At 57.0% G+C, this 25290-nt stretch carries 28 protein-coding genes; 12 read left to right on the top strand and 16 right to left on the bottom strand.

Annotation, left to right across the window (positions count from 1 at the left end):
- Positions 1-248: 248 nt before the first annotated feature.
- A complete protein-coding gene (locus CEC48_RS03570) occupies positions 249-458 on the top strand; it encodes a hypothetical protein (protein WP_088422499.1) in 210 nt (69 codons plus the stop codon).
- A gap of 127 nt (positions 459-585) precedes the next feature.
- On the opposite strand, the gene CEC48_RS03565 is transcribed toward CEC48_RS03570, so the two are convergent.
- Positions 586-1458, bottom strand: coding sequence for a LysR family transcriptional regulator (locus tag CEC48_RS03565; protein WP_088422498.1), 873 nt, complete (start codon positions 1456-1458; stop codon positions 586-588).
- A gap of 104 nt (positions 1459-1562) precedes the next feature.
- Here CEC48_RS03565 and CEC48_RS03560 point away from each other — a divergent pair, with 104 nt between their 5' ends.
- Complete coding sequence (locus CEC48_RS03560) at positions 1563-2954, top strand: aldehyde dehydrogenase family protein (protein WP_088422497.1); 1392 nt, start codon at positions 1563-1565, stop codon at positions 2952-2954.
- A 72-nt stretch (positions 2955-3026) separates the two neighbouring features.
- On the opposite strand, the gene CEC48_RS03555 is transcribed toward CEC48_RS03560, so the two are convergent.
- Positions 3027-3494, bottom strand: coding sequence for a DUF1203 domain-containing protein (locus tag CEC48_RS03555; RefSeq protein WP_088422496.1), 468 nt, complete (start codon positions 3492-3494; stop codon positions 3027-3029).
- Between the two features lie 229 nt (positions 3495-3723).
- Here CEC48_RS03555 and CEC48_RS03550 point away from each other — a divergent pair, with 229 nt between their 5' ends.
- Together CEC48_RS03550 and CEC48_RS03545 are read left to right on the top strand one after the other, a co-directional pair.
- Complete coding sequence (locus CEC48_RS03550; protein WP_088422495.1) at positions 3724-4935, top strand: YeeE/YedE family protein; 1212 nt, start codon at positions 3724-3726, stop codon at positions 4933-4935.
- Between the two features lie 113 nt (positions 4936-5048).
- Positions 5049-5387, top strand: coding sequence for a hypothetical protein (locus CEC48_RS03545; protein ID WP_088422494.1), 339 nt, complete (start codon positions 5049-5051; stop codon positions 5385-5387).
- Positions 5388-5421: 34 nt separating this feature from the next.
- Here the strand turns inward: CEC48_RS03545 and CEC48_RS03540 are convergent, their stop codons facing one another.
- Positions 5422-5799 (bottom strand): c-type cytochrome, encoded by a 378-nt coding sequence (locus CEC48_RS03540; RefSeq protein WP_088422634.1) that lies wholly within the window; start codon positions 5797-5799, stop codon positions 5422-5424.
- 172 nt (positions 5800-5971) lie between these two features.
- On the opposite strand from CEC48_RS03540, the gene CEC48_RS03535 reads away from it, so the two are divergent.
- Positions 5972-6448 (top strand): hypothetical protein, encoded by a 477-nt coding sequence (locus CEC48_RS03535; RefSeq protein ID WP_141099645.1) that lies wholly within the window; start codon positions 5972-5974, stop codon positions 6446-6448.
- On the opposite strand, the gene CEC48_RS03530 is transcribed toward CEC48_RS03535, so the two are convergent.
- The 4 genes from CEC48_RS03530 to CEC48_RS03515 form a co-directional block, all read right to left on the bottom strand.
- A complete protein-coding gene (locus tag CEC48_RS03530; RefSeq protein WP_088422492.1) occupies positions 6445-7338 on the bottom strand; it encodes an alpha/beta hydrolase in 894 nt (297 codons plus the stop codon). The genes CEC48_RS03535 and CEC48_RS03530 overlap by 4 nt on opposite strands.
- A gap of 175 nt (positions 7339-7513) precedes the next feature.
- Positions 7514-7954, bottom strand: coding sequence for a TspO/MBR family protein (locus CEC48_RS03525; protein ID WP_088422633.1), 441 nt, complete (start codon positions 7952-7954; stop codon positions 7514-7516).
- A 124-nt stretch (positions 7955-8078) separates the two neighbouring features.
- A complete protein-coding gene (locus CEC48_RS03520; RefSeq protein ID WP_088422491.1) occupies positions 8079-8471 on the bottom strand; it encodes a hypothetical protein in 393 nt (130 codons plus the stop codon).
- Positions 8472-8506: 35 nt separating this feature from the next.
- Positions 8507-9208, bottom strand: coding sequence for a hypothetical protein (locus tag CEC48_RS03515; RefSeq protein ID WP_088422490.1), 702 nt, complete (start codon positions 9206-9208; stop codon positions 8507-8509).
- 131 nt (positions 9209-9339) lie between these two features.
- Here CEC48_RS03515 and CEC48_RS03510 point away from each other — a divergent pair, with 131 nt between their 5' ends.
- Both CEC48_RS03510 and CEC48_RS03505 read left to right on the top strand, forming a co-directional pair.
- Positions 9340-9612 carry a DUF3630 family protein gene (locus CEC48_RS03510; RefSeq protein ID WP_088422489.1) on the top strand — a complete coding sequence of 91 codons (273 nt, stop codon included), beginning with the start codon at positions 9340-9342 and terminating at the stop codon, positions 9610-9612.
- 327 nt (positions 9613-9939) lie between these two features.
- Positions 9940-10272, top strand: coding sequence for a DUF6124 family protein (locus tag CEC48_RS03505; RefSeq protein ID WP_088422488.1), 333 nt, complete (start codon positions 9940-9942; stop codon positions 10270-10272).
- A gap of 22 nt (positions 10273-10294) precedes the next feature.
- Here CEC48_RS03505 and CEC48_RS03500 read toward each other — a convergent pair whose 3' ends face one another.
- On the bottom strand, positions 10295-10528 hold the full coding sequence (locus CEC48_RS03500; RefSeq protein WP_088422487.1) for a hypothetical protein: 234 nt from the start codon (positions 10526-10528) through the stop codon (positions 10295-10297).
- Positions 10529-10795: 267 nt separating this feature from the next.
- Between CEC48_RS03500 and CEC48_RS03495 the strand changes: the two genes are divergently transcribed.
- Positions 10796-11581: an HNH endonuclease gene (locus CEC48_RS03495; RefSeq protein ID WP_088422486.1), complete on the top strand. Its 786-nt coding sequence runs from the start codon at positions 10796-10798 to the stop codon at positions 11579-11581.
- A gap of 75 nt (positions 11582-11656) precedes the next feature.
- On the opposite strand, the gene CEC48_RS03490 is transcribed toward CEC48_RS03495, so the two are convergent.
- The gene (locus CEC48_RS03490; RefSeq protein WP_088422485.1) at positions 11657-12451 is read right to left on the bottom strand and encodes a hypothetical protein; all 795 of its coding nucleotides are present in this window, start codon (positions 12449-12451) and stop codon (positions 11657-11659) included.
- 422 nt (positions 12452-12873) lie between these two features.
- On the opposite strand from CEC48_RS03490, the gene CEC48_RS03485 reads away from it, so the two are divergent.
- From CEC48_RS03485 to CEC48_RS03470, 4 genes are all read left to right on the top strand, one after another.
- Positions 12874-15330: a P-loop NTPase fold protein gene (locus CEC48_RS03485; RefSeq protein ID WP_256579660.1), complete on the top strand. Its 2457-nt coding sequence runs from the start codon at positions 12874-12876 to the stop codon at positions 15328-15330.
- Positions 15331-15794: 464 nt separating this feature from the next.
- Positions 15795-16247: a (2Fe-2S)-binding protein gene (locus tag CEC48_RS03480; protein WP_088422484.1), complete on the top strand. Its 453-nt coding sequence runs from the start codon at positions 15795-15797 to the stop codon at positions 16245-16247.
- Entirely contained in the window at positions 16247-18499 is a 2253-nt protein-coding gene (locus tag CEC48_RS03475; RefSeq protein WP_088422483.1) for a molybdopterin cofactor-binding domain-containing protein, read from the top strand. Before CEC48_RS03480 ends, CEC48_RS03475 begins: the two co-directional genes overlap by 1 nt.
- A 17-nt stretch (positions 18500-18516) precedes the next feature.
- Entirely contained in the window at positions 18517-19860 is a 1344-nt protein-coding gene (locus tag CEC48_RS03470) for a cytochrome c (RefSeq protein WP_088422482.1), read from the top strand.
- Between the two features lie 100 nt (positions 19861-19960).
- On the opposite strand, the gene msrA is transcribed toward CEC48_RS03470, so the two are convergent.
- The 7 genes from msrA to CEC48_RS03435 form a co-directional block, all read right to left on the bottom strand.
- The gene (msrA, locus tag CEC48_RS03465; RefSeq protein ID WP_088422481.1) at positions 19961-20467 is read right to left on the bottom strand and encodes a peptide-methionine (S)-S-oxide reductase MsrA; all 507 of its coding nucleotides are present in this window, start codon (positions 20465-20467) and stop codon (positions 19961-19963) included.
- Positions 20468-20568: 101 nt separating this feature from the next.
- Positions 20569-20811, bottom strand: coding sequence for a hypothetical protein (locus CEC48_RS03460; protein ID WP_088422480.1), 243 nt, complete (start codon positions 20809-20811; stop codon positions 20569-20571).
- Between the two features lie 12 nt (positions 20812-20823).
- On the bottom strand, positions 20824-21303 hold the full coding sequence (locus tag CEC48_RS03455; RefSeq protein WP_088422479.1) for a hypothetical protein: 480 nt from the start codon (positions 21301-21303) through the stop codon (positions 20824-20826).
- Between the two features lie 55 nt (positions 21304-21358).
- Positions 21359-21859: a GNAT family N-acetyltransferase gene (locus CEC48_RS03450; RefSeq protein ID WP_088422478.1), complete on the bottom strand. Its 501-nt coding sequence runs from the start codon at positions 21857-21859 to the stop codon at positions 21359-21361.
- Between the two features lie 109 nt (positions 21860-21968).
- Positions 21969-22415, bottom strand: a complete 447-nt coding sequence (locus CEC48_RS30850) for a hypothetical protein (RefSeq protein WP_141099644.1) — start codon at positions 22413-22415, stop codon at positions 21969-21971.
- Between the two features lie 436 nt (positions 22416-22851).
- On the bottom strand, positions 22852-24258 hold the full coding sequence (locus CEC48_RS03440; protein ID WP_088422476.1) for a PAAR domain-containing protein: 1407 nt from the start codon (positions 24256-24258) through the stop codon (positions 22852-22854).
- Positions 24255-24926 carry a hypothetical protein gene (locus CEC48_RS03435; protein WP_256579659.1) on the bottom strand — a complete coding sequence of 224 codons (672 nt, stop codon included), beginning with the start codon at positions 24924-24926 and terminating at the stop codon, positions 24255-24257. The genes CEC48_RS03440 and CEC48_RS03435 overlap by 4 nt, the downstream gene beginning before the upstream one ends.
- Between the last annotated feature and the right edge of the window lie 364 nt (positions 24927-25290).

Below are 25290 nucleotides of genomic sequence, written 5' to 3'. Positions count from 1 at the left end.
CTCAATGTGGCGAGGGAGCTTGCTCCCGCTGGGCTGCGCAGCGGCCCCAAAACCTGCCACCGTGAACTTTCTGAATAAGTGCGGTGCCTGAATTAGGGCCGCTGCGCAGCCCAACGGGGGACAAGCCCCCTCGCCACAGGGTAAGTGGATTGCTTCAATAGATGAGTGCACGGCCCCTAAAAATTCGCTGCTTTCAGTCCGCTACCCCTAGACTGACACCAAGACAGTCCCTTCCCCATGAGTACCCTATGAAAAACGACGACCTGCACCTGCGTGCCGACCGCGACGACCTGGACCACTTCACCCCGCGCCCACCCCCCATCAAGCGCCAGAAAAGCCTGGTGCTGCAAGTGGCCCTCGGCGTGTTCCTCGGCGGTTTGGCGCTGTGGCTGGTGCAACTCGGCGCCGGCGCCCTGATGGCCAAACTGGCCATGGGCACCCTGCAATTTGGCGGCTGACAAAGACCAAATGTGGGAGCCGTCGAGCTTTAGCGAGGCCGCGATAGCGGTGGGTCAGGCACCATCAATGTCGACTGTGCCGACATCATCGCAGCCTCGCTAAAGCTCGACAGCTCCCACACAACACCTAGTGCGCCTTCAGGCCGCGCTCTTCCAGCAACCGCACAAAGCTGTTCAAGCTCTGCGACACCGTGCCCCGGCGCCAGATCAGCCAGGTATTCAAAATTCGAAAGCTATCGGTCAACGGCCACACACTCACGGCCGTAAACCCCGGCATGCTCTCCAGCATGCTGCGCGGCATCAGCGCCAACCCCGCACCCGCGCTGATGCAAGCGAGCATTCCGTGATACGACTCCATCTCGAAGATCTTCCCCGGCACCGCGCCATCCTGTGAAAACCAACGCTCGAAGTGATGCCGGTACGAACAGTTCGAGCGAAAGGTATAGATGCTCTCCCCGCTCACATCCTGCCCCCGGGTGATCGGCGCATGGTGCAGCGGCGCAATCACCACCATCTCCTCCTCAAAGACTGCCACGCCTTCCAGCGTCGCATGCAACACCGGGCCATCGACAAACGCCGCCGCCAGCCGCCCCGACAACACACCCTCGATCATCGCCCCTGAAGGCCCGGTCGTCAGGTCCAGCTCCACCTTGGCGTGCTTCTGGTTGTACGCCGCCAGCACCGCGGGAATACGCACCGCCGCCGTACTCTCCAGCGAACCCAGGGCAAACGCGCCCTGCGGCTCCTCCCCCGCCACCGTCGCCCGGGCTTCCTGCACCAGGTCGAGAATGCGCCGCGCATAACCGAGAAAATTCCACCCCGCCGGCGACAACCTCAGCCGGCTCTTCTCGCGAATAAACAAATCCACGCCCAGGTCCTGCTCCAACTGCTTGATCCGCGTGGTCAGGTTCGATGGCACCCGATGGATCAACTGCGCAGCGGCGCTGATGCTGCCTTGCTCGGCAACGGCTTTGAAAATTTCCAGCTGGACCAGATCCAAGTCATTCTCCAAACGTGAATGTATTGCTTAATATTATTCAGTTTCCGAAAAAGATACAGCCCCGTACGCTGGCCTCCATCCCATTCACTGCGCAGGACGGTGCCATGAACCCCATTTCTTCCCAGACCCACGCCTTGTCGATCAACCCCGCCAACGGTGAAACGGTCGCCAGCTACCCGTACGAAACCGAGGCGCAGCTGGATGCCGCCCTCACCCGCTCCATCACTGCCTTCCGCAACGGGCGCAACACCCCGGTTGCCCAGCGCGCCGAATTGCTGCTGGCCCTGGCCAGCACCCTGCGCGACCAGGCTGAAGAAATGGCCCAGATGATCACCCAGGAAATGGGCAAACCCATCGCCCAGGCCCGTGGCGAAATCGAAAAATGTGCGCAACTCGCCGAATGGTACGCCGCCCACGGCCCGGCCATGCTCGCCCCGGAAGCCACCTTGGTGGACAACGGCACCGCGCAAATCGAATACCGCCCGCTGGGCCCGATCCTCGCCGTGATGCCGTGGAACTTCCCGGTGTGGCAAGTACTGCGCGGTGCCGTGCCGACCATGCTCAGCGGCAACACCTACGTGCTCAAACACGCGCCTAACGTGATGGGCAGCGCATACCTGATGAAACAAGCCTTCCAGCGCGCAGGCTTCGCCGACGGCCTGTTCGAAGTGATCAACGTCACCCCCGACGGCGTGTCCAAAGCCATCGCCGACCCGCGCATCGCCGCCGTGACCCTCACCGGCAGCGTACGCGCCGGCATGGCCATCGGCTCCCAGGCCGGTGCCGCGCTGAAGAAATGTGTACTGGAACTGGGCGGCTCCGACCCGTTCATCGTGCTCAACGACGCCAACCTCGACGAAGCCGTGCAAGCCGCCCTGATCGGCCGCTTCCAGAACTCCGGCCAGGTGTGCGCCGCCGCCAAGCGCCTGATCATCGAGGAAGGCGTGGTGGAAGCCTTCACCGCCAAATTCCTCGAAGCCAGCCGCAACCTGGTGATGGGCGACCCGACCGCCACCGAGACCTACATAGGCCCAATGGCCCGCTTCGACCTGCGAGACGAACTCGACGGCCAGGTGCAAGCCACCCTGGCCGAAGGCGCCACCTTGCTGCTGGGCGGCAATAAAGTCGAAGGCGCAGGCAACTACTACGCACCCACCGTGCTGGCCAACGTCACCGACCAGATGACCTCGTTCAAACAGGAACTGTTCGGGCCAGTCGCCTCCATCATCACCGCCCGCGATGCGGACCATGCCGTGGCCCTGGCCAACGACAGTGAGTTCGGCCTGACTGCCAGCGTGTTCACCACCGACCCGGAGAAGGCACGCCACATCGCCAACCAACTGGAAACCGGCGGCATCTTCATCAACGCCTACAGCGTGTCCGACCCTCGGGTGTCGTTTGGTGGTGTGAAAAAGAGTGGGTTTGGGCGGGAGTTGTCGCACTTCGGTGTGCGGGAATTCTGCAATGCGCAGACGGTGTGGCTGAACCGTAAGTAAGCCAGGCCATGGCACGCCGCGTCGTCATTACCGACGACGTGGCATGCCGCTGGAGGTGTACCTGACACATCCTCAGGCCCGATCTATCCGGCCCGAGTAACAACCCCGCTTCGCGTTGTGAACGTGAATGTAACTCACCTGCGGATTGGCCAACATCCGGCTGATCAAAGGCTCTATCGCCTGCCCTTCAGCCACATCGGCATCAAGCATCATCCCATCCTCGGAATAAGCCCGAAGCGACAGTAGCCTGATTCGCATCACCTCAGGCACCTGGTTAACGGCATCGTAAGTGTGCACGGCGCCCTCTCGTATGAAAATCGCGTGTGAGGCGCGGTAAGGCGTGCTGGCCGGCTGACAGACGTGGTTCAGTAACAGCATGCTTTGCCCCAGCTCGGCGTCTTTCATCTCTATCCGATCAGGAAATCCCGGCTTACTGTCGACGAGATAACGTTTTACCCCACGTGATGCCAGCGCCTCGTCGGACAATCCAAACAGCGTACGGAATGAGTCGGGTGAAAGACCCGTGATGCGAAAATCCATGATGAACACCTCTTGATAGGAGCTTCCATAAGAGAGAAACCGGGCACTCTTCGCTATCCGATTCTTGCGACGAAATTCAATCGCAGGACGGGCCCACGCGCCCTCCAAACCAGCCACGGTAGATAAAAATGGTTGAAGCTGGCGTCGCTTTTCAAGGCCCCGTGGGTGAGCGCGAGGTTTATACTCGGCCCCTCGCCTCTAACCCACAGCACACGAAACGAGATTCCCGATGAGCCTTTCCCTCTCGACAACCCCTACGCGCAAGCCGGTCGCGCCACTCCTGGCATTTGTCATCCTGCTGCTGGGCGCCGCCTTCCTGCAAAACAGCGTCGGCGGTCGCCAGGTGCTGTTGCTGGTGGTCGGCGCGGCGCTGGGCTTGACGCTGTACCACGCGGCTTTCGGCTTTACCTCGGCCTGGCGGGTATTTATCACCGATCGGCGTGGCGCGGGTTTGCGTGCGCAGATGGTGATGCTGGCGATTGCCGTGGTGCTGTTCTTCCCCGCGCTGGGGGCAGGCACGTTGTTCGGCCAGCCCGTGGTCGGGCTGGTGGCACCGGCCGGGGTTTCGGTGGTGTTCGGTGCATTCATCTTCGGCATCGGCATGCAATTGGGCGGCGGCTGCGCGTCCGGCACCCTGTTCACGGTGGGCGGTGGTAACGCGCGCATGCTGGTGACCTTGTTCTTCTTTATCTGCGGTTCGTTGATCGCGACTCACCACGTCGACTGGTGGTTTGCCCTTCCTTCGTTCCCGGCGGTTTCCATCGTCAAAAGCTTCGGCGTCGTGCCGGCGTTGCTGTTGAGCCTGGCGGTGTTCGCGATCATCGCGGCAGTCACCGTGCGCCTCGAAAAAGGCCGTCACGGGCAACTCGAAGCCGGCGTCACCAGCGAACACCAGGGCCTGCGCCGCTTCCTGCGCGGGCCGTGGCCATTGGTGTGGGGCGCGATTGGCCTGGCCCTGCTCAACTACGCCACCCTGGCACTGGCCGGGCGGCCGTGGGGCATTACTTCGGCGTTCGCCCTGTGGGGTGCCAAGGTCGCCAGCGGGCTGGGCGTGGACGTGGGCAGCTGGGTGTTCTGGCAAATGCCGGGCAATGCCAAAGCCCTGGCAGCGCCGGTGTGGGAAGACATCACCAGCGTGATGGACATTGGCATCATCCTTGGTGCGCTGTTGGCGGCGGGCCTCGCAGGACGTTTTGCCCCAAGCCTGAAGATTCCGGCGCGCTCGCTGTTCGCCGCGGTGATCGGTGGGTTGCTGTTGGGTTACGGCTCGCGCCTGGCGTACGGCTGCAATATCGGCGCGTACTTCAGTGGGATTGCCTCGGGCAGCCTGCATGGCTGGGTGTGGTTGGTGGCGGCGTTTATCGGCAACAGCGTGGGCGTGCGTTTGCGGCCGTTCTTCTTTGCAGGTGAGCGTCCGCAGGTGGCGTTGAGTGGTTGCTGACTGATCGTTCCCACGCTCCGCGTGGGAATGCCGCCGAGGCGCTATGCGTTGAGCGCCTTTGACCAGATGATCGCGTCGCTCCCGCGTCCATCCAACTAGAAGGAAACCGCCCAATGGAATTGGAACGTGCGCGGAAACTGATTCATGAAGGGGTAGATCATAACTTCCCGGTTGACGGCCTCATCCTTGTGCTGGAAGCCGCTATTGAGCTGATTTCGCTTCCAGACAATGACTTCTGTTGGTCGAGGTGGGACGACGAAGCCCATGCAAAAGGAGAGTTATTCGGCATGATCAACATGCTCAACGCAGGTGCGTTACCCGAAAAGATGAGTGTGAGTGTGCTGTTTGCGCCAACTGGGCCGCTGCAAGAAGTCAGCCTTAGCAGCGGCTGGGGGGAAGCTTTCCTCAGAGTGGCTTCGAGATACGAAGAAGTTGAAGCGTTGCTGTGGTGATTTGCTCGTTCACTCCGCGTGGGAACGAGCAACATCATCGACTTTTTGAAATCACACCACTCATGTACTGATTCAAGTCGCGGAAGTCCTGAACTTTCCAGGTGAACGGCGACAACTTCACACCGTTCTCCCGCAACGTTCTTGGAATCAGGTCGCCATTTGGACGAAGAATGACGGACGACACAATAACGCCCGGATACTCATTCAGGCGTTTCTTGAAAGCGGGCGTTGTAAGGTCAGGCGTAGGCGGATCGCTTTTATTCGCCAATGGCCCCGTGCCTTTGATATCGGCCCCATGACACATGCCACATCTCTGCAAGTAGATGTTTTTCCCATTCACATTTTCCGCAACGGACAGTGATGGTTGAAGGAGCGATAACAGCCCCAGCGAAGCGATGACTACTATTTTTATGTTCACTGTTCCATGTGACCTTGTTATATAAACCGGATGATTTTCCTTCGGGACGCTCTTGCTTGCAAGGATCCCAGAGAGACCAACGAACACTCAGCATGGAGCGAGTCGATTGAAAGCCGTTAAATTCCTGGCCCTTTTAGCACTGCCACTGTTTTGCGGGTGCTCTACCATGGACGCCCTCAAATCCTTCACCACGGCGTATCACGAGCCGCAAAACCCGACCACCAGCAGACTCCGGGTGATCACTGACCAGATGGTCCGGTTAGTACCTGGCAGCACTTGCATCAACTGGGATTTACCGGGTACTGGCATGGTTAACTCAAGGGGCACTGGCCCGTTGAATGATCAAACCCACAATGACAAACGCCTGGGAATTGCGGGTGGCGAGGGTGTAAAAAACAGCGCCGAAGTGTATGTGCAACCGGACACGCCACTGACGGTGGTGTACTCAGGTGCTGACAGAAGGCATCAGTGCTTCTACAGCGTTTACTTTGTGCCGGAAGCCGGCGCCGACTATGAGGCAACCTCAGAGCTGTGCACTGTCGCGATTTACAAGATCGTCAAGCATGGAACCACAGGCGAAGTAAGTCATGAGCCTGTTAAAAGCAACCAGGCAAAGGTTTGCCCCTCGGTGTCCCCCCTCTAAACCTCGACACGAGCCGTTATCCACTCGCGGCTGTAAGCCAGCACGCGACTGGACATCGCCGTAGGGAAATGAATAAACCCATGGGCCGCCTGCGGTAACAGAAACACCTCAGACCCCGCCCACCGCTCAGCCATGTGCAGCGTGTCGTCCAGCAACGGGTCCAACTCCCCCACAAACATCAGCGCTGGCGGCAGCCCCGCAAGGTCGCCATACAGCGGTGACAACGACGGCTGCCGACGCTGCTCATCGCTCAACCCCGGCGTCAGCAAGCGTAGCGCCTCAACCATCCCGGGCCCATCCAGCAACAGCGTTTCCGGCCCCGCCGCGCGCACGCTTGGGGTGCCGGTCAAATCGTAAACGCCGTAATACAGCACCGCCCCGCTCACCCGCGCCAGCAACTCGGGCGATTGCTTCAGCGCCAGCAACGTCGCCGCCGCCAGATGCCCACCGGCAGACTCACCCACGACGATCACCGGCAGGCCGGCAAACTCCTCACAATCCTCCAGCAACCAGCGCGCCGCCGCCAGGCAGTCTTCCAGAATCCCTTCAACCGGCGTGTTAACCGCCAGCCGGTAATCCACCGACACCACCGCCACGTCGCACGCGTTCACCATGGCCACGTTGAGGTCGTCATTCATCTGCGCATTGCCGATCACCCAGCCGCCGCCATGAATGTCCAGCACCACGCCCTTGACCTTGCCCTTCGGGCGGATGATGCGCAGCGGCACCGACCCCACCCGCAGGCTTTCTGCCTGAAGGCCATGCTTGAGCAACTTATTCCCCACCACCATCTGGCTGGAGCGCAACAGTGCCTGGATCACCCGGGGCGTCACGCGGTTGCGGATGCGAAAGCGCGGCAACCAGGCGAGCCTTTGGTTGAAGCGCTGCATTTGCGCCAGTTCATGTTCTTCAGCAGGCCACAGCGTATGAGTTCCCAACCTATATTTCCTCTATCTCTAAAAGAGATGGCACCCTTCTGAAATCAGCACTAAGCGTGTTCACCTTGGCCAGTGTGCGTGGGCATCATGGCAATGATGTTTCCGCCCTCTCCCTACGTCGCCAGGCTCAGCGGTTATTGCGCAGGATGGAGAAATTCAACGCAGCCGCAATGCTTAGCCACACCAGGTAGGGGAACAGAATGAGCCCGGTGATCAGGTCCAGCCGCACAGTCAGCAGCACCATGGCCGCGACCACCAGCCACAGCAGCGTGAGGATCACCATCCCGGCGAAAATCCGGTGGGCGCCGAAAAATACGGGCGTCCATAGCGTATTGAGCGCGATCTGCGCGGCCCACAAAGCCAGCACGATTTCGCTGCCAGGGATCAGCGTCAAGCGATAGCCAGCCCAAGCCAGCAGCAGGTAGATGATCGACCAGGCGACCGGGAACAGCCAGTTGGGAGGGGTGAAACTGGGTTTGACGAGGGACTCGTACCAGGCGCCCGGTTGGAAAAGGATGCCGGTGCTCGCAGCAGCACCGCAGGCCAGAAGAAAAATAAACAACGTCACCATAATCGATCCTTAGCTGAGAGCAGCTGCCTGGAGATGAAAGCCATGACGGCGGTTTCAGGGTTGGACGGCCTGCGAAGCAAAAAGTGTATTTTTCTTTCCTCCGTGCTCCGGCACAGATGCGCTAGCTGAACGCGATATAAACAGGCTGCTGCTCCACCGCCGACTGCTCACAAGCACGGACCAGATCCCGCACGCAATAAAGTCGCCAGCCCTTGCCCGCTCCCCACTTGGCAGCCACATCATCAAGCGACGCCGCTTCATCCCGCGCGGCCCGCTCCCAATCATCGTGCCCGATCTCGGCGATCAAGCGTGTTTGGTAGTCCTTCAAAAAGGGAAGCAGGCCCTGCGCATGATCAACCTCCAACAGCACAAAGTCAGCCGAATCGAGTTGCTGCCTGGCCGCCTCGACCCAGTCCCGTGCCTGCAACGGAAGCGCGTCCAACACCGCCTCAAAGGCCGACCCCGACTTGTCGCTGCCCTGAAACGAACCACACCCAATCTCGCCACCCGCCATGCCTTTCTCCTTAACCGTTATTCATACCCACCCGGTTACTGGCTTAACCCCAAGCGCTTTTTCGCCTTGTAGCAATCATTGATCGCGATCGCCTGCTGGTAATACTCCGTACGCTGCGCACGGTTACTGTCCCCCAGCAGCCGGTACATTTCAGCCTGAAAATCCCGACTGCTGCCCCACTGCAACGCCATGCCCTGGGGCATCTCGGCCCTGCACTCAAGCTTCACCGCGGGCTGCGGGAAATACTGCTCATACGCGGGCGCGCTGGTGGCAATGGCCTTCAGCGTTTTCTGGAATTCAGGCGTGTCCGTAAATTCATAGCAAAAGGAGGAAAGCTGCAGTGCTGGTGGTGCAAAGCCTTGTAGGAAGCTGCTTTGGAGCAACGGGCAGGCCTTTTCCTTGATCTGGTCGACCGGGTAGAACATCACGTAGATCATCGCGAGGCGATGCTGGGCCACCGGGTGGTCCAGCGCGGCAGCTTGTTCAAGCAGCTTGATCGCCGGCTTGAGCAACTCGCCCGCTTCCTCCACCAGCACTTGGGAACGCTTTTTCTCGTCTGCGCTGGCGGTGGGAAAGTTAGCAGGCACCGCTTCCAGCTTGGCGTCTGCTTGTTGTAGATACGGCACCGCCTGCTGATAGAGGCTCTCTGCGTGGGGGTCGATGTGCGGGGTGTTGGCCATGCACAGTTGCGGCAACAGGCAGCCCAGGAACAGAGGCATCCAGCGGTGAATATTCATAAACAGGCTTCCTTGCGGCGGGGCGTGGCTTGCGAGGGGTTCATTCCTTTGAAAGCTGCGCAGGTTCTGTCACATTCTACGACAAGCATCTCACGGCGAAACACGCCCTTTCACCCTCTCGATGATCCCTTATGGAAATACAGATTTCGGAAACGTCCGACTGGCAATTGTTCGCGGCCATCGCCGAAACGCTGGAGCACGGTTTGAACGGTGAATGGGCCGTAAAGGCTGACGGGCTTGATCAGCGCTATTGGGATTTGCTCGTTGAAGGCCAGACCCTCACCCTGCACCTGGAGCATTATTTGGGGATCAGCCTGCTCATGCCTGGCCAGGGAGAGAGCCTGGAGGGTTTGAGTGATTTGGGGTTGAGGGCGTATCGGCTGGTGGTTCCTTTTGTGAGGTAAAGGAGCCGTTGCATTGACCGCAGCACCTTGCTCCATTGCCTACGCTTGCGTCAGAATCCGCCGGCTTGTGCACCTGGGTGGTCATCTCTAAGGTTGCTCGGTCGCTGAAAACTCAGTGATCGGGTTTAGTAGCCCTTAGTTGAATTGCGCTTAGTGCATGAGCTTCATCTGTCAGACGTTCCTGTCTGTGCTTGATGGTGGCTGTGCGTAGGGCGCCTTCGGGCGCGCCGGCTTTGCGTAATTCCCCGGTCTACTAACCTGCGTGCAGCTGCCACCCTTTTCGTTTAGTAGCGAAAGGGGGTCAGCCCCAAGTCAGGAATTGCGTGAATGTTCAAAGTAACCCCGAATCCTCCGAAAAAACCGGATCTAAAACTCCAACAGGCCGCCCAGCGCGCGCTTGATCACTACCTGAATCCCGCCACCGACACCGATACCGTCCCAGAGACGACCGCCCTTTTCAGCGTCACCTCCGGCGTCAGCAACGAAATCCTGATCACCAACAGCTACGAAACCGTTTCCTCCGTCAGCGCCCTGCTGCTCGACCTGTCCGACGAACTGACCGGCAAAGACCGCGACGTGGCATTGGCCATTCACCAACTGAGCGAATTGAGCGTGCTGCTGATCGGCAAACTGATGGATCGCGAAACACCTCGGGCATAAAGCCGAACGCGGTCCTGCGGGACTAGCCCTTCAACTCACCCAACCGATAACTCGCCGCGTCGTCGTATGCCACATACAACGACTCGGCGATTTGGCTTTTGATGGCCTTGGCACTTTCAAGCCCCAATACAAAACCTTCCGCCTTGCCGCCTGCGCGGTTGAGGTCTTCTTTTGTATCAGCACCAGTGATGGCGTCGAGCAGTTTGATAGCCTGAGGGCCTACGCCTTTTGGGAGGCTGATTTGGTCGATGCTCATTGGGATGCCTCGGATGGGGTGCGGGATGGGGTGGAGCGGGTGAACGAGGTCATGGGCGATACCCTGAGATTGAGGTCGGTAGCGCGTGGAACCACTGCCGGGGGTGGCATGGTAGACCGGTATGGGAATTAAAGGGCTGGTTTCGGCCAAAAGCAGCCGCTCGCTATCTAAGAAACCCGGGGCGATTCAGATTGATAGTGTAGACATACTGCAAATAAGAAACTATTGTACGTGCAAAATAAGCATCTACTACAAAATGGTAAGTACATGAGTGGATATTTAACAGTTTGTCATGCTTTTAATTTTTCTGAGTCGTACGCATATGCTGACAAGGTGCGAAAAGCAATTTTTGAAAATGACTTTCCGGTTGATCCGTTAGATGTTGCCAATGATTTGGAAGTGCAAGCTGCGAAACCTCAACAGAGAACCATTTTACACGATTACATTGATTATGTAATTCGTGAAGACCTGAGTTTTTATTTTGGCAGCGGTGGATGGGAGTATGAAGATGTAACTCCTGTATTTGCCATGCTGGATTCGCATGGCATTCACTATATGACATTAGAGGAATATGTAGCGGAACAATATCGCGACGATGAGACGGGAGAAACGGTAGCAGTCACAAATGATCTTATGGATAAGGTGAAATTTCAGTACCTTAGTGCTTATTTAGAAGATATCGCTATGAACGGCCTCTCTTCTCTATTGGTGACAGAGGTATTTACATTGCTTTTTGCTGATCGTGAAGCAATGAAGGCTTTTAATCTCAGGATAGCTGATAGCCTGGAAGAGCGAACGCCTCGATGCAAGTACTGGCCGAAATGGCTAGAACGGGCGTTATTTTGTAGAGAAAAAGGTCTATGTGCAATTTGTAAGGCGGATTTAACATCTTTGTTTCATACCTATGGAAAACTGGCTATTGACCATATCGTTCCTATCGCACTTAAAGGGGTGAATGACCCTACCAATTTGCAAATACTTTGCGGAAAGTGCAATGGTGAAAAAAGTGGAATAACAGTGGTTACGTCAAATTCTATGCCAGTATTTTGGTAGTAATTTGCCTAAAAATCATAAGTCTATACATTTTGGCGTCGACCTTATGGCGCCAAGATGCTAAGCCGCACACCTTTAACTGTTGCTAGTTTCCTCGCGTGCAGGGGCACCGCCGGACTCTGAATTGACATACATTTTCAATAGATCAAAAAAACGCTGAGATTCGGTGGGTAACGACGACTGCGCACAAATTCCATCATAACAAACACCGACGGCCTCACGTGCCGTTTCCAGGCTGGAAGACTTTGCGTATTCATTTTTTAAAAGTTCGGAAAACTTTGCGCGACTCATTTTCATTTCCACCTCGCTGTAGGCGAGACGCACAATTGTGGTTAATGAGTTTGTAAGTTCAAAGTTAAAGTAAATCGAAAATAGCGCAAAAAGTCCGCTCATTTCAGCCGTAACTTCTCGGAAGTCTGCGTAAGCTGAGTGTGCTTGTTCCATATACTCTTGGTGCTTATCCCAATACATTTCGTGCTCGACCCTATTTTCTTCATCTTTCGTGATGCCGGCCGCAGCAAGCGCTAACTCCCGCTCAGAAATCAGCATTTGATATTTTTTAACTAAATTTATAACCTTCGCTACGTCTGTTACAGATTTTTTGAATGTTTCAATTTTTAATTTTGATTCTTCACGTGCCCAAAGGTGCGCTTGTTGCTCTTGCCATATTGTAAGTTTGTAATTCTCAAACTGCTTGGCATGTTCACCTTTGACTGATTCGATCTTCTCGGTAATTGCTTCAATGTCTTCCTTGGTGGCTAGATTTCTCCCTTTCTCTCTTGAGTAGCTAGTTAAGTAATACTGTGCGAGCAAAAGTATTGCACCACCACTCACAAAACTCATAAATTGAGCCAACTGTTCCGAAGCCATCCAACTATCCTCTAAATTACAAATTGCCGTGATCGCATGGCAAATGCCGAAGCAATACCAAACTCTACATCAAAAAGCACGCATTCGTGCCGAATACGCACGCCGGTTGCTCCGGCGTTTGCAGCGCTACCACTGCCGCCTCACCTGTGGTTACCGCTCGTCTCGCCCTAGGCTCTTTAGTTCCATGCGATCTACCGCGAACGATCGCTATGGGTCGATTGTAGACGGTCGCGAAAGACCGGAACCGACCCGAAGCAGTCATTTCTTTGTCTTGAGAACTAGAGGCGAACCAACACACGCCGCCTTTACCGCAAAGCAAGTGAGGACTAGGATGACTCGTCATTAGTGTGATGGCGATGCTCCCGCAAGAACTGTGATGAGGCTACTCAGCCGTCGACGGATCGGCAGTAAAGGAGAGTGGGATGGTGAACGGGATCGAAAGCATTGCCAGCGAATTGTTGACCACACATGCAAAGTTGGTACTGCACAACGCCAACGAAGCGGAAACACGCAAAAAGCTGATCGATAGAATCGTGGAAGACGTGTTGGAGTGGGACGACACCGACATCTCTTACGAGGAGAGGGTCTCCGAAGATGGCGGTACGACGTATGCCGACTACATCATTCGAACCGCAGATGTGGCGTTGCTCATAGAAGCTAAGCGTATCGGGCGCAGCTTCGACGTTGTGCCCACCCAGAAGCGAGTCAAGCTCACGGGCCGCATCATGGAAGGAGATACCGGCGCAGCAATCGTCCAAGCTCGGGACTACTGTAGGAAAAAGTCTATTCCTTTCGCCGTTGTCACCAATGGTGCGCAATGGATCATTTTCCCGGCAGTCCGTACAGATGCCGTTTCTTTCTCAGATTCTTATGCAATCGTATTCGACTCACTGAGTCGAATCCTTGGGGAAGAATTGGAGCATTTCGTAGACCTGCTATCACGAACGGCTGTGGTTGAAGGCAATCTCGCCATCGAGCTTATAGGTCGAACTACTGACCAGTTTGAAGAACGGCGCCTCAACAAGTTCTTCAAAGGCTCAACCGTAAAACGACATAACCCCATTTATCCGTTGATTGAAAACGAGGTCATTAGCGCATTCTCAGACTCAATCGTAGGTGCTGAGAGCTCACTCCTCGAAAAGTGCTATGTGAAAAATGCCGACCGGCAAAAATTCGATAGCCGTATCAGGATGCACTTGCAGCGCAGAGAGCCCCTCTTCTCGACTCAGCCCAAAAAGCCGATGCGAAAGAAGGATTCCTCCTCTCTGGCAGACTCGATAAGCTCCGCTTCTGCGTCGCGACGGCCGTTGGCGATTTTGATTTTGGGTACAGTGGGCACAGGCAAAACAACCTTTCTCCAATACACGCGCAAGGTTGCTTCCGCAGCATACTTTGAAAAAAATCAGGCGGCGCCCTACCCACACTGGATTGATATCGATTTCCGAAATTTTTCGCGCAGTGAGAATCCGCTGGAATTCATTTACGCGCATCTGTTCACCTATCTGAGTAATGACACATATTTCAAGGATTTTCAGCGCGCCATCAGACCCGCCTATCGCGAAGAGATTGAAGCGCTCCAATCAGGGCCTATGTTTCTTATCGCTCAAAACCAAACTGAGTTCGATAAAAAAATAACGGAGCTGATTCTCAACGATTACAGCGCCAAACAGCCCTACGTGGACAAGATGATTGAGCATGGCGCGAAGCATGCGCCAATCTTCCTGGTGATTGACAACGTCGACCAGTTCGAAGATGACAGTACGCAGTCAAGAATTTTTTCCGATGCCATGGCCATCGCAGGACGATTGTCCCTCAACCTTATTATCTCCATGCGCGAATCTACCTACGTAGCGCATAGGGGATCTTCGACCTTTGATGCTTTTGATTTTGACCCTTTGCATATTGAGCCGCCTGAAATACCAGCAGTATTAAGTCGTCGCTTTTTCATGACCGGCCAAATGCTGACTGGAAAAAGCGGGAGCTTTACTACCCACGGGGGCGTGAATTTCAAAGTCGAGGACTTGTCGGTCTTCATTGATATCGTCAAATCTTCAGTGCTGGGAACTGAAATTGGCGAGCGTATTGACGTTCTTGCCAACCACGATGTGCGCCTAGCCCTTCGGATGACCAGGGAATTCCTAGCAAAAGGATATACGGATCCAGCAAAGGCTCTTCAAAGCCATAAAAATAAAAACACATATGTGCTGCCGAAACAGGAGGCGTTCCGCTCTATCCTGCTGGGCAACCAGTCTGTATACAGCGAAGAATTCTCCGTAATTGGCAATCCTTTTGACTCACGGCTAGGCAAATCCAATGGCGGATTGCTTAGGATGTTTATCCTTTCAGCACTGGTTAAACAGAGCAATGCTGAAGGGGGGCACATTGATGGGCCGGATATTCGTGACAACATTCGATCTATCGGATTCTCGGAAGACGATACTCTGAAAGTCCTGACCGACCTGACCGAGCTAAGATTTATACACACTAAATCGCATGGCAAAGCCGACCTAAACAGCGGTTATTATGCGAGCCGGCTGGGTGGCCATGTCGTGCGAGCGTTAATCGCTGACCTGACTTTTGTCGAAAACATTCTGATGGATACTTTTATCTCTGACAAAGAGGTATGGGACAAACTCCGAGACCTGACTCAAAGGATTAGGGACGAACGCGAAATTGTCGTCCGGATGGAAATGAGGGTCGAACGTGCAATGCTTTTTTACCATCTGATGACTGAGCAGTATTCGCCCCTGTTGGATGAAGCAAGAAAACGGGGCTTGAATCCAGTTTGGTTGGGAAATCCTTTGGACGAGATGCAAGCAGCTTTCTACGCGGACGCTTCTAAAGCACTTCACTCTGCCCAGCGGCTTTATGGGAAGTAAACGTCCATGGTCAGGGGCGGGGTTGCGGATGCCGCACTCGGCTTGCCCTGACCTTTGCAACGTTTATGATCGCTGCAGACCGCTTTTGGCCGATTGCTGTCTTTCGCGAAGGGCAGCTTTGGCTCTAAACCAGCCGCTAGTGAAAGATAGCTATCCGACAAAATCCGCTATCCCCTTCGTCTCGTAAAAAACCATGCGCCTGGAAAGTAACCAACGAAAACCACCAACCGCTCCCCCTCCCCTAACGCATTCCTGTCGAATACTTGCCTAATCCTCCGACCTTTCGCCCCCCGCATAGCGCCCCCCTGACCTACGGTCTAGAGTCAATCCAAGCGCCCGCTACACTACTCAAACCACGCGCGCGCGAACCCTACGGGCCAACGATGCCCAGCGGCGAAGCCCCACTTCACCGCCCAAAAATACTAAAAAAATTGCAACACCAACCGATGATCAGCGGGTGAGCCATGGAATTACGAATTAACCAGCAGACCCACCAAGTCGACGCCGAACCCGACACGCCCCTGCTCTGGGTCATCCGCGACAACCTGGGCATGACCGGTACCAAATACGGCTGCGGCCTGGCGCAATGCGGTGCGTGTTCGGTGCTGGTGGACGGCAACGTGGTGCGCTCGTGCGTCACGCCCGTCTCCGGTGTGGTAGGTCGGGAGATCACCACCATCGAGGCCATCGAGTCGGATGATGTCGGCAAACGGGTCGTCGCCACCTGGGTCGAATTCCAGGTCGCCCAATGCGGTTACTGCCAGTCCGGCCAGGTGATGGCGGCCACGGCGTTGCTCAAGCACACGCCCAAGCCGAGCGATGCGCAGATCGACGCGGCGATGGTCAATCTGTGCCGCTGTGGCACCTATAACGCCATTCATGCGGCGATGCATGACCTTGCGAAGGGAGAGGCCTGATGAACGTTCGCATTGATCTTACTGCCCTGCCCTTGGTCGCGGGCTTGACCGATCCCGTGAACCTGTCCCGCCGTCGTTTCCTGGCCAGTACGGCCGTGGGTGCGTTGGTGATCGGCTTTGGTCTGCCGCTGGGTTCTGGTCGGGTGCAGGCGGCCACTGCGGCTGCCGCTGGCGAGCGCGGTACGCAGGTGCCGGCCTTTCTGGAAATTCGCCCGGACAACACGATTCGCCTGCTCAGCCCCTTTATCGAAGGCGGCCAGGGCACGTTCACGGCGATGGCGCAGATTGTCGGCGAAGAGTTGGACGCCGACCCGGCCACGTTCCTGGTTGAGTGCGCCCCGCCCGGCGAAGCCTTTGTGGTGATGGAGAACGGTATGCGTATCACCGGCGGCAGTATGTCGGTGCGCATGAGTTACCCGACGATGCGCCGGCTGGGCGCGCTGGCCCGGGCGATGTTGCTGGAGGCCGGGGCGCAGGCGCTGAAGGTGCCGGTGGGTGAGTTGTCGACGGAGCCGGGCAAGGTGGTGCACGCGGCGTCCGGGCGCTCCCTCACGTATGGCGAGTTGGCCGGGCGGGCGATGGATTTGCCGGTGCCGGATGTGGCCAGTGTGAAGCTGCGGGACCCGAGCCAGTTCCGTTGGATCGGCAAGCCGGTGAAGCGTCTGGATGCGTATGACAAGTCCACCGGCAAGGCGCTGTACAGCATTGATATGAAGGTGGACGGCATGCTGCACGCCGCAGTGCAGCATGCGCCCCGGTTGGGCATGACGGTGGACAGCCTGCGCAATGAGGACCAGGTCAAGGCCATGCCGGGGGTGCATTCGGTGCATCGCCTGCCCGGTGCGGTGGCGGTGGTGGCTGAGCGGTGGTGGCATGCCAAGCGTGCGGTGGAGTCGATTCAGGTCGACTGGCTGGAGCCGACGGCGGATTCGAAAGTGCGCGGGATGCCGAAGGACTTTTCCAGCGACGAGCATTTCAAGCGCCTGGCCGCTGAAACCGGCCCGGCCCGGGATGATGAGAACGAGGGTGATGTGGCCGGTACGCTGGCGAATGCCAAGACCAAGATCGAGGCCACTTACCACAACCAGTATCTGCACCATGCCCAGCTGGAGCCGCCTTCGGCGCTGGCGCGGTTCAATGCTGACGGTTCGCTGGAGATCTGGTTGCCCAATCAGGCGCAGGACATGTTCCTGGCCGATATCGCCAAGCGCACCGGTTTGGCCCCGGAGCGGATCACGCTGCATTCGCCGTTGTTGGGTGGGTTTTTCGGGCGGCATTTCCTGTATGACTCGGCCAGCCCTTACCCGCAGGCCATTGAGTTGGCCAAGGCGGTCGGGCGCCCGGTGAAGTTGATCTGGAGCCGTGAAGAAGAGTTTCTGCGGGACGTGCTGCGGCCCGTGGCTGCGGTGAAGTTCCGTGGGGCGCTGGACGGTGACGGCTGGCCGGTGGCGATTGAAGCGGTGAGTGCCACGGAGGGGCCGACCGAGGCTCTGGCAGGCAAACAGGGCGAGAAGCTCGACCCTACGGCGCTGGAGGGGTTGTCCGGGAAGTCGTATGCGATCCCCAACAAGCGCATCGCGCAGATTTATGTGAAGGGCCCGGTGATGCTGGGTTATTGGCGTTCGGTGGGTAATTCGCTGAATGACTTTTTCTATGAAGCCTTTCTGGATGAACTCGCTGACAAGGGCGGCAAAGATCCGTTCGAGTTGCGCCTGCATCTGTTGCGGGATAACCAGCGGCTGACCACGCTGCTGAACGCGGTGGGCGAGTTGTCGGGTGGCTGGAAGCGCGGCCCGTTTGTTGCCGAAGACGGCAGCAAACGCGCGCGTGGGGTGGCGATGGCGTCGCCGTTCGGCACGCAAACGGCGGTGATTGCCGAGGTGTCGATCGAGAACGGGCAGGTCAAGGTGCATGACATCTGGCAGGCGATCGACCCGGGCAGCATCGTCAACCCGGCGATTGTCGAGGCGCAGGTGAATGGGGCGGTGTCGCTGGGTTTGTCCCAGGTGCTGTTGGAGGAAGCGGTGTATGTGGACGGCTTGCCTCGGGCGCGTAACTACGATTTGTACCCGGTGCTGCCACCGTCGCGGATGGCCCGGGTGCATGTGCGCGTGATCGAGAGCGGGGAAAAAATGGGCGGCATTGGTGAACCACCGCTGCCCGCCGTGGCGCCCGCCGTGGCCAACGCCGTGGCGGCCTTGACGGGGCAGCGCATTCGCAGCATGCCGTTAAGCCGCTACTCCTTTACCTGACCGGGGCCTGAGCACTTATGAACAACCGTCGATTCGCAAGAACCGCTGGCTGGCTGGCGCTGCCGTGCCTGGTCGCGGCAGGCCTGCTGGCCTGGTATGTCACCCGCGAGCCTGCTTCGTCGCTGGGTGCCGAGCCTGTCGCCACGCAGCCGGCGCTGGTCGCCCGAGGCGAGTACGTCGCCCGGCTCAGCGACTGTGTGGCGTGCCACAGCGTGCCCAACGGCGCGCCCTTTTCCGGTGGCCTGGAGATGGCCACGCCGCTGGGCTCGATCCACGCGACCAATGTCACGCCAGACCCGGAAACCGGTATCGGCCGCTACAGCCTCGCAGACTTCGACCGCGCGGTTCGCCACGGCGTCGCGCCGGGTGGGCGTCGCCTGTATCCGGCGATGCCGTATCCGTCTTATGCCAAGCTCAGCGACGATGATGTGAAGGCGCTGTATGCGTTCTTCATGAAGGGCGTGGCGCCGGTGCGGCAGGCCAATGTGCCGAGTTCGATCCCGTGGCCGCTGAATATGCGTTGGCCGATCGCGCTGTGGAATGGCGTGTTTACCGACAGCAAGCCTTATACCGCGAAGGCCGGGAAGGATGAGCTGTGGAACCGGGGCGCTTACATCGTGCAGGGGCCGGGGCATTGCGGCAGTTGCCACACGCCTCGGGGTTTGGCGTTTAACGAGAAGGCGCTGGATGAAAGTGGCAAGCCGTATCTGGCCGGTGGCTTGCTGGATGGCTGGTACGCGCCGAGCCTGCGGGACGATCACAACACGGGCCTGGGGCGCTGGAGCGAGCCGGAGGTGGTGCAATTCCTGAAGACCGGTCGCAATAAACATGCGGTGGTTTATGGGTCGATGACCGAGGCGTTCAACAACTCCACGCAGTTTATGAATGACGCTGACCTGGCGGCGATTGCGCGGTACTTGAGGTCGCTGCCGGGCGACGAGCAGCGTGATGGTGCGGCCTGGCAGTATCAGGCGGTGTCGGCCGCTGAACGCCTGGATGCGCCGGGCGCCCATACCTATGTGACCCGCTGTGCCTCGTGCCACGGGTTGGAAGGCAAAGGGCAACCGGACTGGATGCCGCCGCTGGCTGGCGCCACCTCCGCGCTGATCAAGGAAAGTGCCTCGGCGATCAACATCACGCTGAATGGCTCACAGCGCGTGGTGGCGGCCAATGTGGCGGACGCTTATCGCATGCCGGCGTTTCGCGAGCAGTTGTCGGACCAGGAAATCGCCGAGGTGCTGACGTTTGTGCGCGGTACGTGGGGCAATCAGGGCGGGGCGGTGGATGCGAAGGCGGTGGGCAAGTTGCGTGAGCACACGGGCCCGGCGAGTAGCAGCCCGATTATTCTGCAGATGCGTTGAGGGGACAGTGTGGGAGCGGGCTTGCTCGCGAATGCGGTGGGTCAGTAAAAAATTTGCTGACTGACACACTGCTTTCGCGAGCAAGCCCGCTCCCACATTTTTAACCGCGTTTCGGCAGCTTCCAGTTTGGCCGGATGAAGTGGCAGGTGTAGCCGTTGGGAATCCGCTCCAGGTAATCCTGATGCTCCGGCTCTGCTTCCCAGAACGGCCCCGCCGGTTCGATTTCAGTCACTACACGGCCTGGCCACAGCCCCGAGGCATCCACATCCGCGGCGGTGTCTTGCGCCACGTCGCGTTGCTGTTCGCTGAGGTAGTAAATCGCCGAACGGTAGCCGGGGCCAAGGTCGTTGCCCTGGCGGTTGGGCGTGCTGGGGTCGTGGATCTGGAAAAAGAACTCGAGGATCTGCCGGTAGCTGATCACCGCCGGGTCGAAGACGATCTCGATGGCTTCGGCATGGTTGCCGTGGTTGCGGTAGGTGGCATTCGGCACATCGCCGCCGCTGTAGCCGACGCGCGTTTGCAGCACGCCGGGGTAGCGTCGCAACAGGTCTTGCATGCCCCAGAAGCAGCCGCCGGCGAGGATGGCGGTTTCAGTTTGGTTGGTCATGGCGTGTTCTTCCCCTGGATGGATACAGGGGTAGTTATGGGGCCGGGTTGAGCAATACCAAGGTGAATGGGGGGCTAATGATCGGAAAACCCTGCCTCTCGTCAGTCAATCGGCTCGAACCGCCGCCGCTTCAGGAACAAGCCCACCCCCAGCGCAACGGCAAAGATCGACATCAACCCCAGATCAACCCCCAATAAGTGGATCTGACTTGCAGCAACGCAGCCGACCGCACCACCCGCTACCAGCAACACCCCCAGCCACTTGCGAAGCAGATACGGCTTTAAAAACCGATCCAACAGAAAGTACAGCACCAGGGCAATGACCAACTGGGTAATTTCGGACATGGGCTTCTCCAGTCAGGTCTTGATGATCAGCGTCGAGGCGCTGCGTTGCGGGCCGATACCGCCGTTGACCTGTGCCTCGATGCTGACCAGTACGTCGCCTGCATGATAGGTGGGCAGGGTTTCATTCACATACATGCGCACACCGGCCCCGACAGGAACACCCACGTAGGGGGAGGCTACATAAGCGGTGGCGCCAGCGAAGGCCGAGGCCGCAAGGTTAGCGATCTTGGTGCGTTGGGCATTGAGGGTATCGCCCTGTTGCCGGGTCAGCGGTTTGGAGATGCCGATCATCATCAGACACGGCAGGTTCTTGGCCAGCATCTTGTCGTACACCTCGACGACCTTGCGGTTGACCTCATAGTGGGCGCTTTTCGCCTCGCCAAAATGCAGCTCGCTCAGGCGTCCGCGTTCGCTGTCGGTGAGGGTGATCTGCGAGACGTTGAAAACGATCCCGTGATTGCCTATGTATTGGAAAGTCCCTTCGAACTTCATCGCACGCATCCTTTCGAGCCAAAGGCGGGGATTCTCTACAAGCAGCGCGCAGGATTCAAATCATTTCACCTGGCGAGCAAGATGTGTTGCCCGCCGTAAGGTGCTGACGGACATAATAATTGTCGAACTCAGTGCTTTCGACGAACTGGAAGCCATGGCGGGTGTAGAAACGGTTCGAAGCGCTTTCTTTGAGGGCTCCCACTTTGATAGGGAGTGCGACCGCGTCAGCAGCTTTGAAAATCTGAGCGAGCACAGCAGAGCCGATCCCCGAACCTTGCGCGCTCGGTCTCACGTAGAAGTGGTCGAGCACGAGCTCGGTGGTGTGGTGCCTGACTACTACAAAGCCAACCCTCTCTCCAGACACCTCGATGTGATGGGTGTTGTGGGCTTCAAAACCGCTAACAAACCGCTCGCGCGCCCGTACCGGATCAAATCGCCCGACACGTTCCAAACTTTCGCGCATGGCTTCGATTCGGATGGCGACAAGATCGTCCAGGTCGCCTTGTTGAGCGCGGACTAACGTCACCGGGGAGCGTTGATTGGGTTTGATCGGCATAGGTTGCGCTCTGCGTACCGTCCTGGGATGGCCAGTGTAGGTGGATTGGGGTGCGATCACGCTCCACTATTTTCTATCGTGGTCTGACTCCATATTTTTTTCAGGATCGTTAATTTATTTTCTCGCCAAAAAAAATAGCAGCCATTTGAAAAGCAAAGCAAGAAAGAAGACTTCCCGCTATTACATTAATGTATGTTGTTTTTTCACGACGCTTATCATAGCAGGCTAAAGCCAATGCTAAAGAAACCATGAAGGTCATTATAAATGACAATACAGGAAGGATAATTGCCATGCCTGTAAATTCATATGATGCGCTGTACCCCCGCCCCCTATAGGAAATAATAGCGTGTTGAAAATAAATCGAGTTGATTGATAACATCATGAAATATAAAGAAATAGCGACAAGTGTTACCGGCACTAAAAATGATATTTTATTATCGGGGATTTTCTCATGAGCTATTTTTCTGCACGTATAGCAGCGTCCATTTTTTACGTTAACTAATGAAGAACTATTTACCACCTTACAACTTTTGCAGATTTTTGCTTTAGACTTCATTTCTTGAAACTTTCCATTGTTCGGATTACCCGAGTTAGTCCTTCTTCTCGCTACCTGTACTGCACTAACAGGCCTGCAGCTAAGATCCCGACTGAGGAAATACTCATCATCGTTAGATTGATGAACAACCGACGCTTCAGGTACGGGGGGAAGTTTTCAAGGTCTACAGGGTTTAAATCGCCCATGCGGATATACGCCTTCGGCCACACCACCATCCCGGAGATTTTTGATATCTCGTAGACAGACCAAATCAACCCCCGCCTTCCCAAACTCGGCCCCCAAAGGTAAATATAACGGCTGTTTCTCAAGGCCTCCTTTATAGCGTCCAGATGACGGTGACTCAGGTAAAGACTGTGAGCCAAACTTACAATCGCGAGCAGACCTGGGCCGCCAGTAGCAAATATCGCAACCCACGGACTCCAATTGTCGATACTCGTCATGGTTGTGTAGCTTCGTAAATCTTCTCCCCCATGTATTCGCCCCCCATACCACCGTACTTCGTACCCACCCATGCGCTGGTCCCTACTATGGCCGCAACGCAGACAACACCACCAATACCTGTAGCAAAGCCAAGTGCAGTGCAGACCGAACCACCGACAGAACCGGCTACCCCTCCCAGCACGCCACCACCAGCGGTGGACAATCCAAACTTCCCACCTTCAATAAACTTGATCTTCTCGCAAGCGGCTCCTGACTCTGCGCTACACACCTCCTGAATCGCCAACAACGAAGACACCCCACCAATACCAATGCCGATATAACCACCCGCCTTCATATACTTCGCCGCCCGACTCGTCGCCGCCACATGCGTGGTATACCCCGGAATCTGCCCCGGCCCACCTGCCTTATCCCAATGGTGCACCAGGCTTCGGCTGGATATCCCGAGCGCAGTTTTGAGCTTGGGATGATCGCCCAAGCTCGTTTGGCCCCGCAAACGTGTGGAGTTAAGCAAATGTGCATCCAACTGGGCCATCAGCCGCTTACGATCAGCGAAAAATTGCGGCGATTTAAGATGCCCATGCTGACGATAGCTCTCCTGATGCAGACGCTCCATGGCCTGGAGCGTGTCCCGTAAATTGCTCAGATGCGTTTCCATCACCACCGCGCTGACGCCCAGCCAGGTGGAGGTGGACCCGATATAGCTGGCAATTTCAGCACCGTAGCGAAATCGAAAATCCGCCTCTTCCGGCGTCAAGCTATCCAAAGACGCCTTGACCTGCTGAGCAGCCTCCATCAACTGCGCTTCCTGATAAGTACAGGACGTGTTTTTCGGATCGCTCAGCACGATCATCGAGCCGGCTTTAACATCGTTCAGGTCAGGGTTGAGCGCCCAAAACTTGCTCAGCACCGCCAAATCGCGCTCGGGGAAAAGTAGAGCTTCCAGTGCTTGGCGGGTCATGCTTTGGGGCGCGACATAGAAGCCAGGCTCCTGAAGCTCCGCGCTATTGAATACTGGCGGGACTGAATTACCCGAAAACGCCGATTGACGTGGCGCTACGGAAGAGCTGGTTAGCGTTGGATGGGCAGGTTCCGCCATTCGCCGGCCCACTTGCGGTGCAGCGCTTTCGTTCTGGTATCCGGCTGTTAACTCCGTGGGAATCAACCGAGCGTTACAGGGACAGTCACTGCGGCTGTCCAGCGTGCCCGCCATCAGCCTGCCATGGCTTTCCATGTGCGAAATGCCACCGACGATCCGATACGTTTTCCCGTCCACCCCACACGTAACCCGATCACCTGCGCAGGCATGAAGCAGGCCCATTATGTTGACTCTGGGATCACCATCCAGAACCTCCCCGCCGCAGGTGGTTTTGTCACCTTTGCCAATGAAAAAACCTTCGTTCATTGGTGTTTCTCCACGCGCTCGATAGCGGGCAGAAAATCCTCGGCCAGCAGCACGCCTTCACGGGCGATGAACACACAGCCACCTTGGGGCGTATTGATAATTTCGTCGCCGTTGCTCAGACGACTGCCGACCAGCGCAACATGGCTATTGCCTTCCCCTGCACCCGTCACGATTTGGGCCTTGCTGCCATCGGCATATACGGCGTAATCGCCTTTCTGCGCAGCGCGCACTTGCTGGCCGTTATCCAACTTGAACTCCCTGGCAGTAGTCGCTTGTTGAATCACACCGCCGTTACGGGTTTGGCTGCCCTCGGCTGCCACGCGGTAAATAGCAACTGGAGGGTGAGCTTTGATGTAAGCCTGTCGTTGATTAACGATCGCCAAGGCGTCTTCATGGAAGTCGGCAAGCCGTTGCTCGGTAAAGTGCGACTTGTCGAGGGTCTGGAGAAATTCTGGGGACACTTCATTGGTATATAACCGGGGCGCTGCTTGTTCCATTGTGCTGTCCTTTTCTGGCGCCCAAGCGGGCTGGAACACCGCAAGGGTGTTGCTGCATAAGGGTCGGGATTGCGCCTGAATGGCGCGCAAGAGATGCTGCTGGACTGCCCAAAACCTGACAACTGTCCGTTCAGCTAGGTTCGACAAAAAACGAATCGTCAGACGCGCCATCCGGAAAAACCTGTGGGAAAGTCACCAGTCGCCCCGTTCTCTAACGCAATCCTGTCGAATGCTTGGGCGCGCATAGTTACCCGACAATGCACCGGCTGGGGCCGCTGGCTTGCTCGCGAAGGCGGTGGATCAGTGAAGAATTTGCTGACTGACACACCGACTTCGCGAGCAAGCCCGCTCCCACATTTTTAACCGTGTTTCAGCAGTTTCCAGTTCGGCCTAATGAAGTGACAGATGTAGCCGGCGGGGTCTAGAAGGCGCGCGCCGGATTCAAATCATTTCACCCCTGGCCAGGAATGCCGAGGCTGTTCGCCCCCAGGACTTGGCCCAATTCCTGCCTCCCCCAACCCCATCCAGTCGCTAC

This window comes from Pseudomonas sp. K2I15 (assembly GCF_002204795.1).
Lineage (GTDB): Bacteria > Pseudomonadota > Gammaproteobacteria > Pseudomonadales > Pseudomonadaceae > Aquipseudomonas.
This window is presented reverse-complemented; position numbering and strand designations above follow the sequence as displayed.

Bases quoted from the DNA above. Each gene is read 5' to 3' on its own strand.
- CEC48_RS03535 (WP_141099645.1), top strand. From the start codon at position 5,972: ATGGACGCCCTCAAATCCTTCACCACGGCGTATCACGAGCCGCAAAAC.
- CEC48_RS03545 (WP_088422494.1), top strand. From the start codon at position 5,049: ATGGAATTGGAACGTGCGCGGAAACTGATTCATGAAGGGGTAGATCAT.
- CEC48_RS03510 (WP_088422489.1), top strand. From the start codon at position 9,340: ATGGAAATACAGATTTCGGAAACGTCCGACTGGCAATTGTTCGCGGCC.
- CEC48_RS03515 (WP_088422490.1), bottom strand. From the start codon at position 9,208: ATGAATATTCACCGCTGGATGCCTCTGTTCCTGGGCTGCCTGTTGCCG.
- CEC48_RS03475 (WP_088422483.1), top strand. From the start codon at position 16,247: ATGAACGTTCGCATTGATCTTACTGCCCTGCCCTTGGTCGCGGGCTTG.
- CEC48_RS30850 (WP_141099644.1), bottom strand. From the start codon at position 22,415: ATGAAGTCTAAAGCAAAAATCTGCAAAAGTTGTAAGGTGGTAAATAGT.
- CEC48_RS03505 (WP_088422488.1), top strand. From the start codon at position 9,940: ATGTTCAAAGTAACCCCGAATCCTCCGAAAAAACCGGATCTAAAACTC.
- CEC48_RS03520 (WP_088422491.1), bottom strand. From the start codon at position 8,471: ATGGCGGGTGGCGAGATTGGGTGTGGTTCGTTTCAGGGCAGCGACAAG.
- CEC48_RS03485 (WP_256579660.1), top strand. From the start codon at position 12,874: ATGGTGAACGGGATCGAAAGCATTGCCAGCGAATTGTTGACCACACAT.
- CEC48_RS03455 (WP_088422479.1), bottom strand. From the start codon at position 21,303: ATGAAGTTCGAAGGGACTTTCCAATACATAGGCAATCACGGGATCGTT.
- CEC48_RS03450 (WP_088422478.1), bottom strand. From the start codon at position 21,859: ATGCCGATCAAACCCAATCAACGCTCCCCGGTGACGTTAGTCCGCGCT.
- CEC48_RS03560 (WP_088422497.1), top strand. From the start codon at position 1,563: ATGAACCCCATTTCTTCCCAGACCCACGCCTTGTCGATCAACCCCGCC.
- msrA (WP_088422481.1), bottom strand. From the start codon at position 20,467: ATGACCAACCAAACTGAAACCGCCATCCTCGCCGGCGGCTGCTTCTGG.
- CEC48_RS03530 (WP_088422492.1), bottom strand. From the start codon at position 7,338: ATGCAGCGCTTCAACCAAAGGCTCGCCTGGTTGCCGCGCTTTCGCATC.
- CEC48_RS03570 (WP_088422499.1), top strand. From the start codon at position 249: ATGAAAAACGACGACCTGCACCTGCGTGCCGACCGCGACGACCTGGAC.
- CEC48_RS03440 (WP_088422476.1), bottom strand. From the start codon at position 24,258: ATGAACGAAGGTTTTTTCATTGGCAAAGGTGACAAAACCACCTGCGGC.
- CEC48_RS03470 (WP_088422482.1), top strand. From the start codon at position 18,517: ATGAACAACCGTCGATTCGCAAGAACCGCTGGCTGGCTGGCGCTGCCG.
- CEC48_RS03435 (WP_256579659.1), bottom strand. From the start codon at position 24,926: ATGGCGCGTCTGACGATTCGTTTTTTGTCGAACCTAGCTGAACGGACA.
- CEC48_RS03490 (WP_088422485.1), bottom strand. From the start codon at position 12,451: ATGGCTTCGGAACAGTTGGCTCAATTTATGAGTTTTGTGAGTGGTGGT.
- CEC48_RS03495 (WP_088422486.1), top strand. From the start codon at position 10,796: ATGAGTGGATATTTAACAGTTTGTCATGCTTTTAATTTTTCTGAGTCG.
- CEC48_RS03555 (WP_088422496.1), bottom strand. From the start codon at position 3,494: ATGGATTTTCGCATCACGGGTCTTTCACCCGACTCATTCCGTACGCTG.
- CEC48_RS03480 (WP_088422484.1), top strand. From the start codon at position 15,795: ATGGAATTACGAATTAACCAGCAGACCCACCAAGTCGACGCCGAACCC.
- CEC48_RS03500 (WP_088422487.1), bottom strand. From the start codon at position 10,528: ATGAGCATCGACCAAATCAGCCTCCCAAAAGGCGTAGGCCCTCAGGCT.
- CEC48_RS03550 (WP_088422495.1), top strand. From the start codon at position 3,724: ATGAGCCTTTCCCTCTCGACAACCCCTACGCGCAAGCCGGTCGCGCCA.
- CEC48_RS03460 (WP_088422480.1), bottom strand. From the start codon at position 20,811: ATGTCCGAAATTACCCAGTTGGTCATTGCCCTGGTGCTGTACTTTCTG.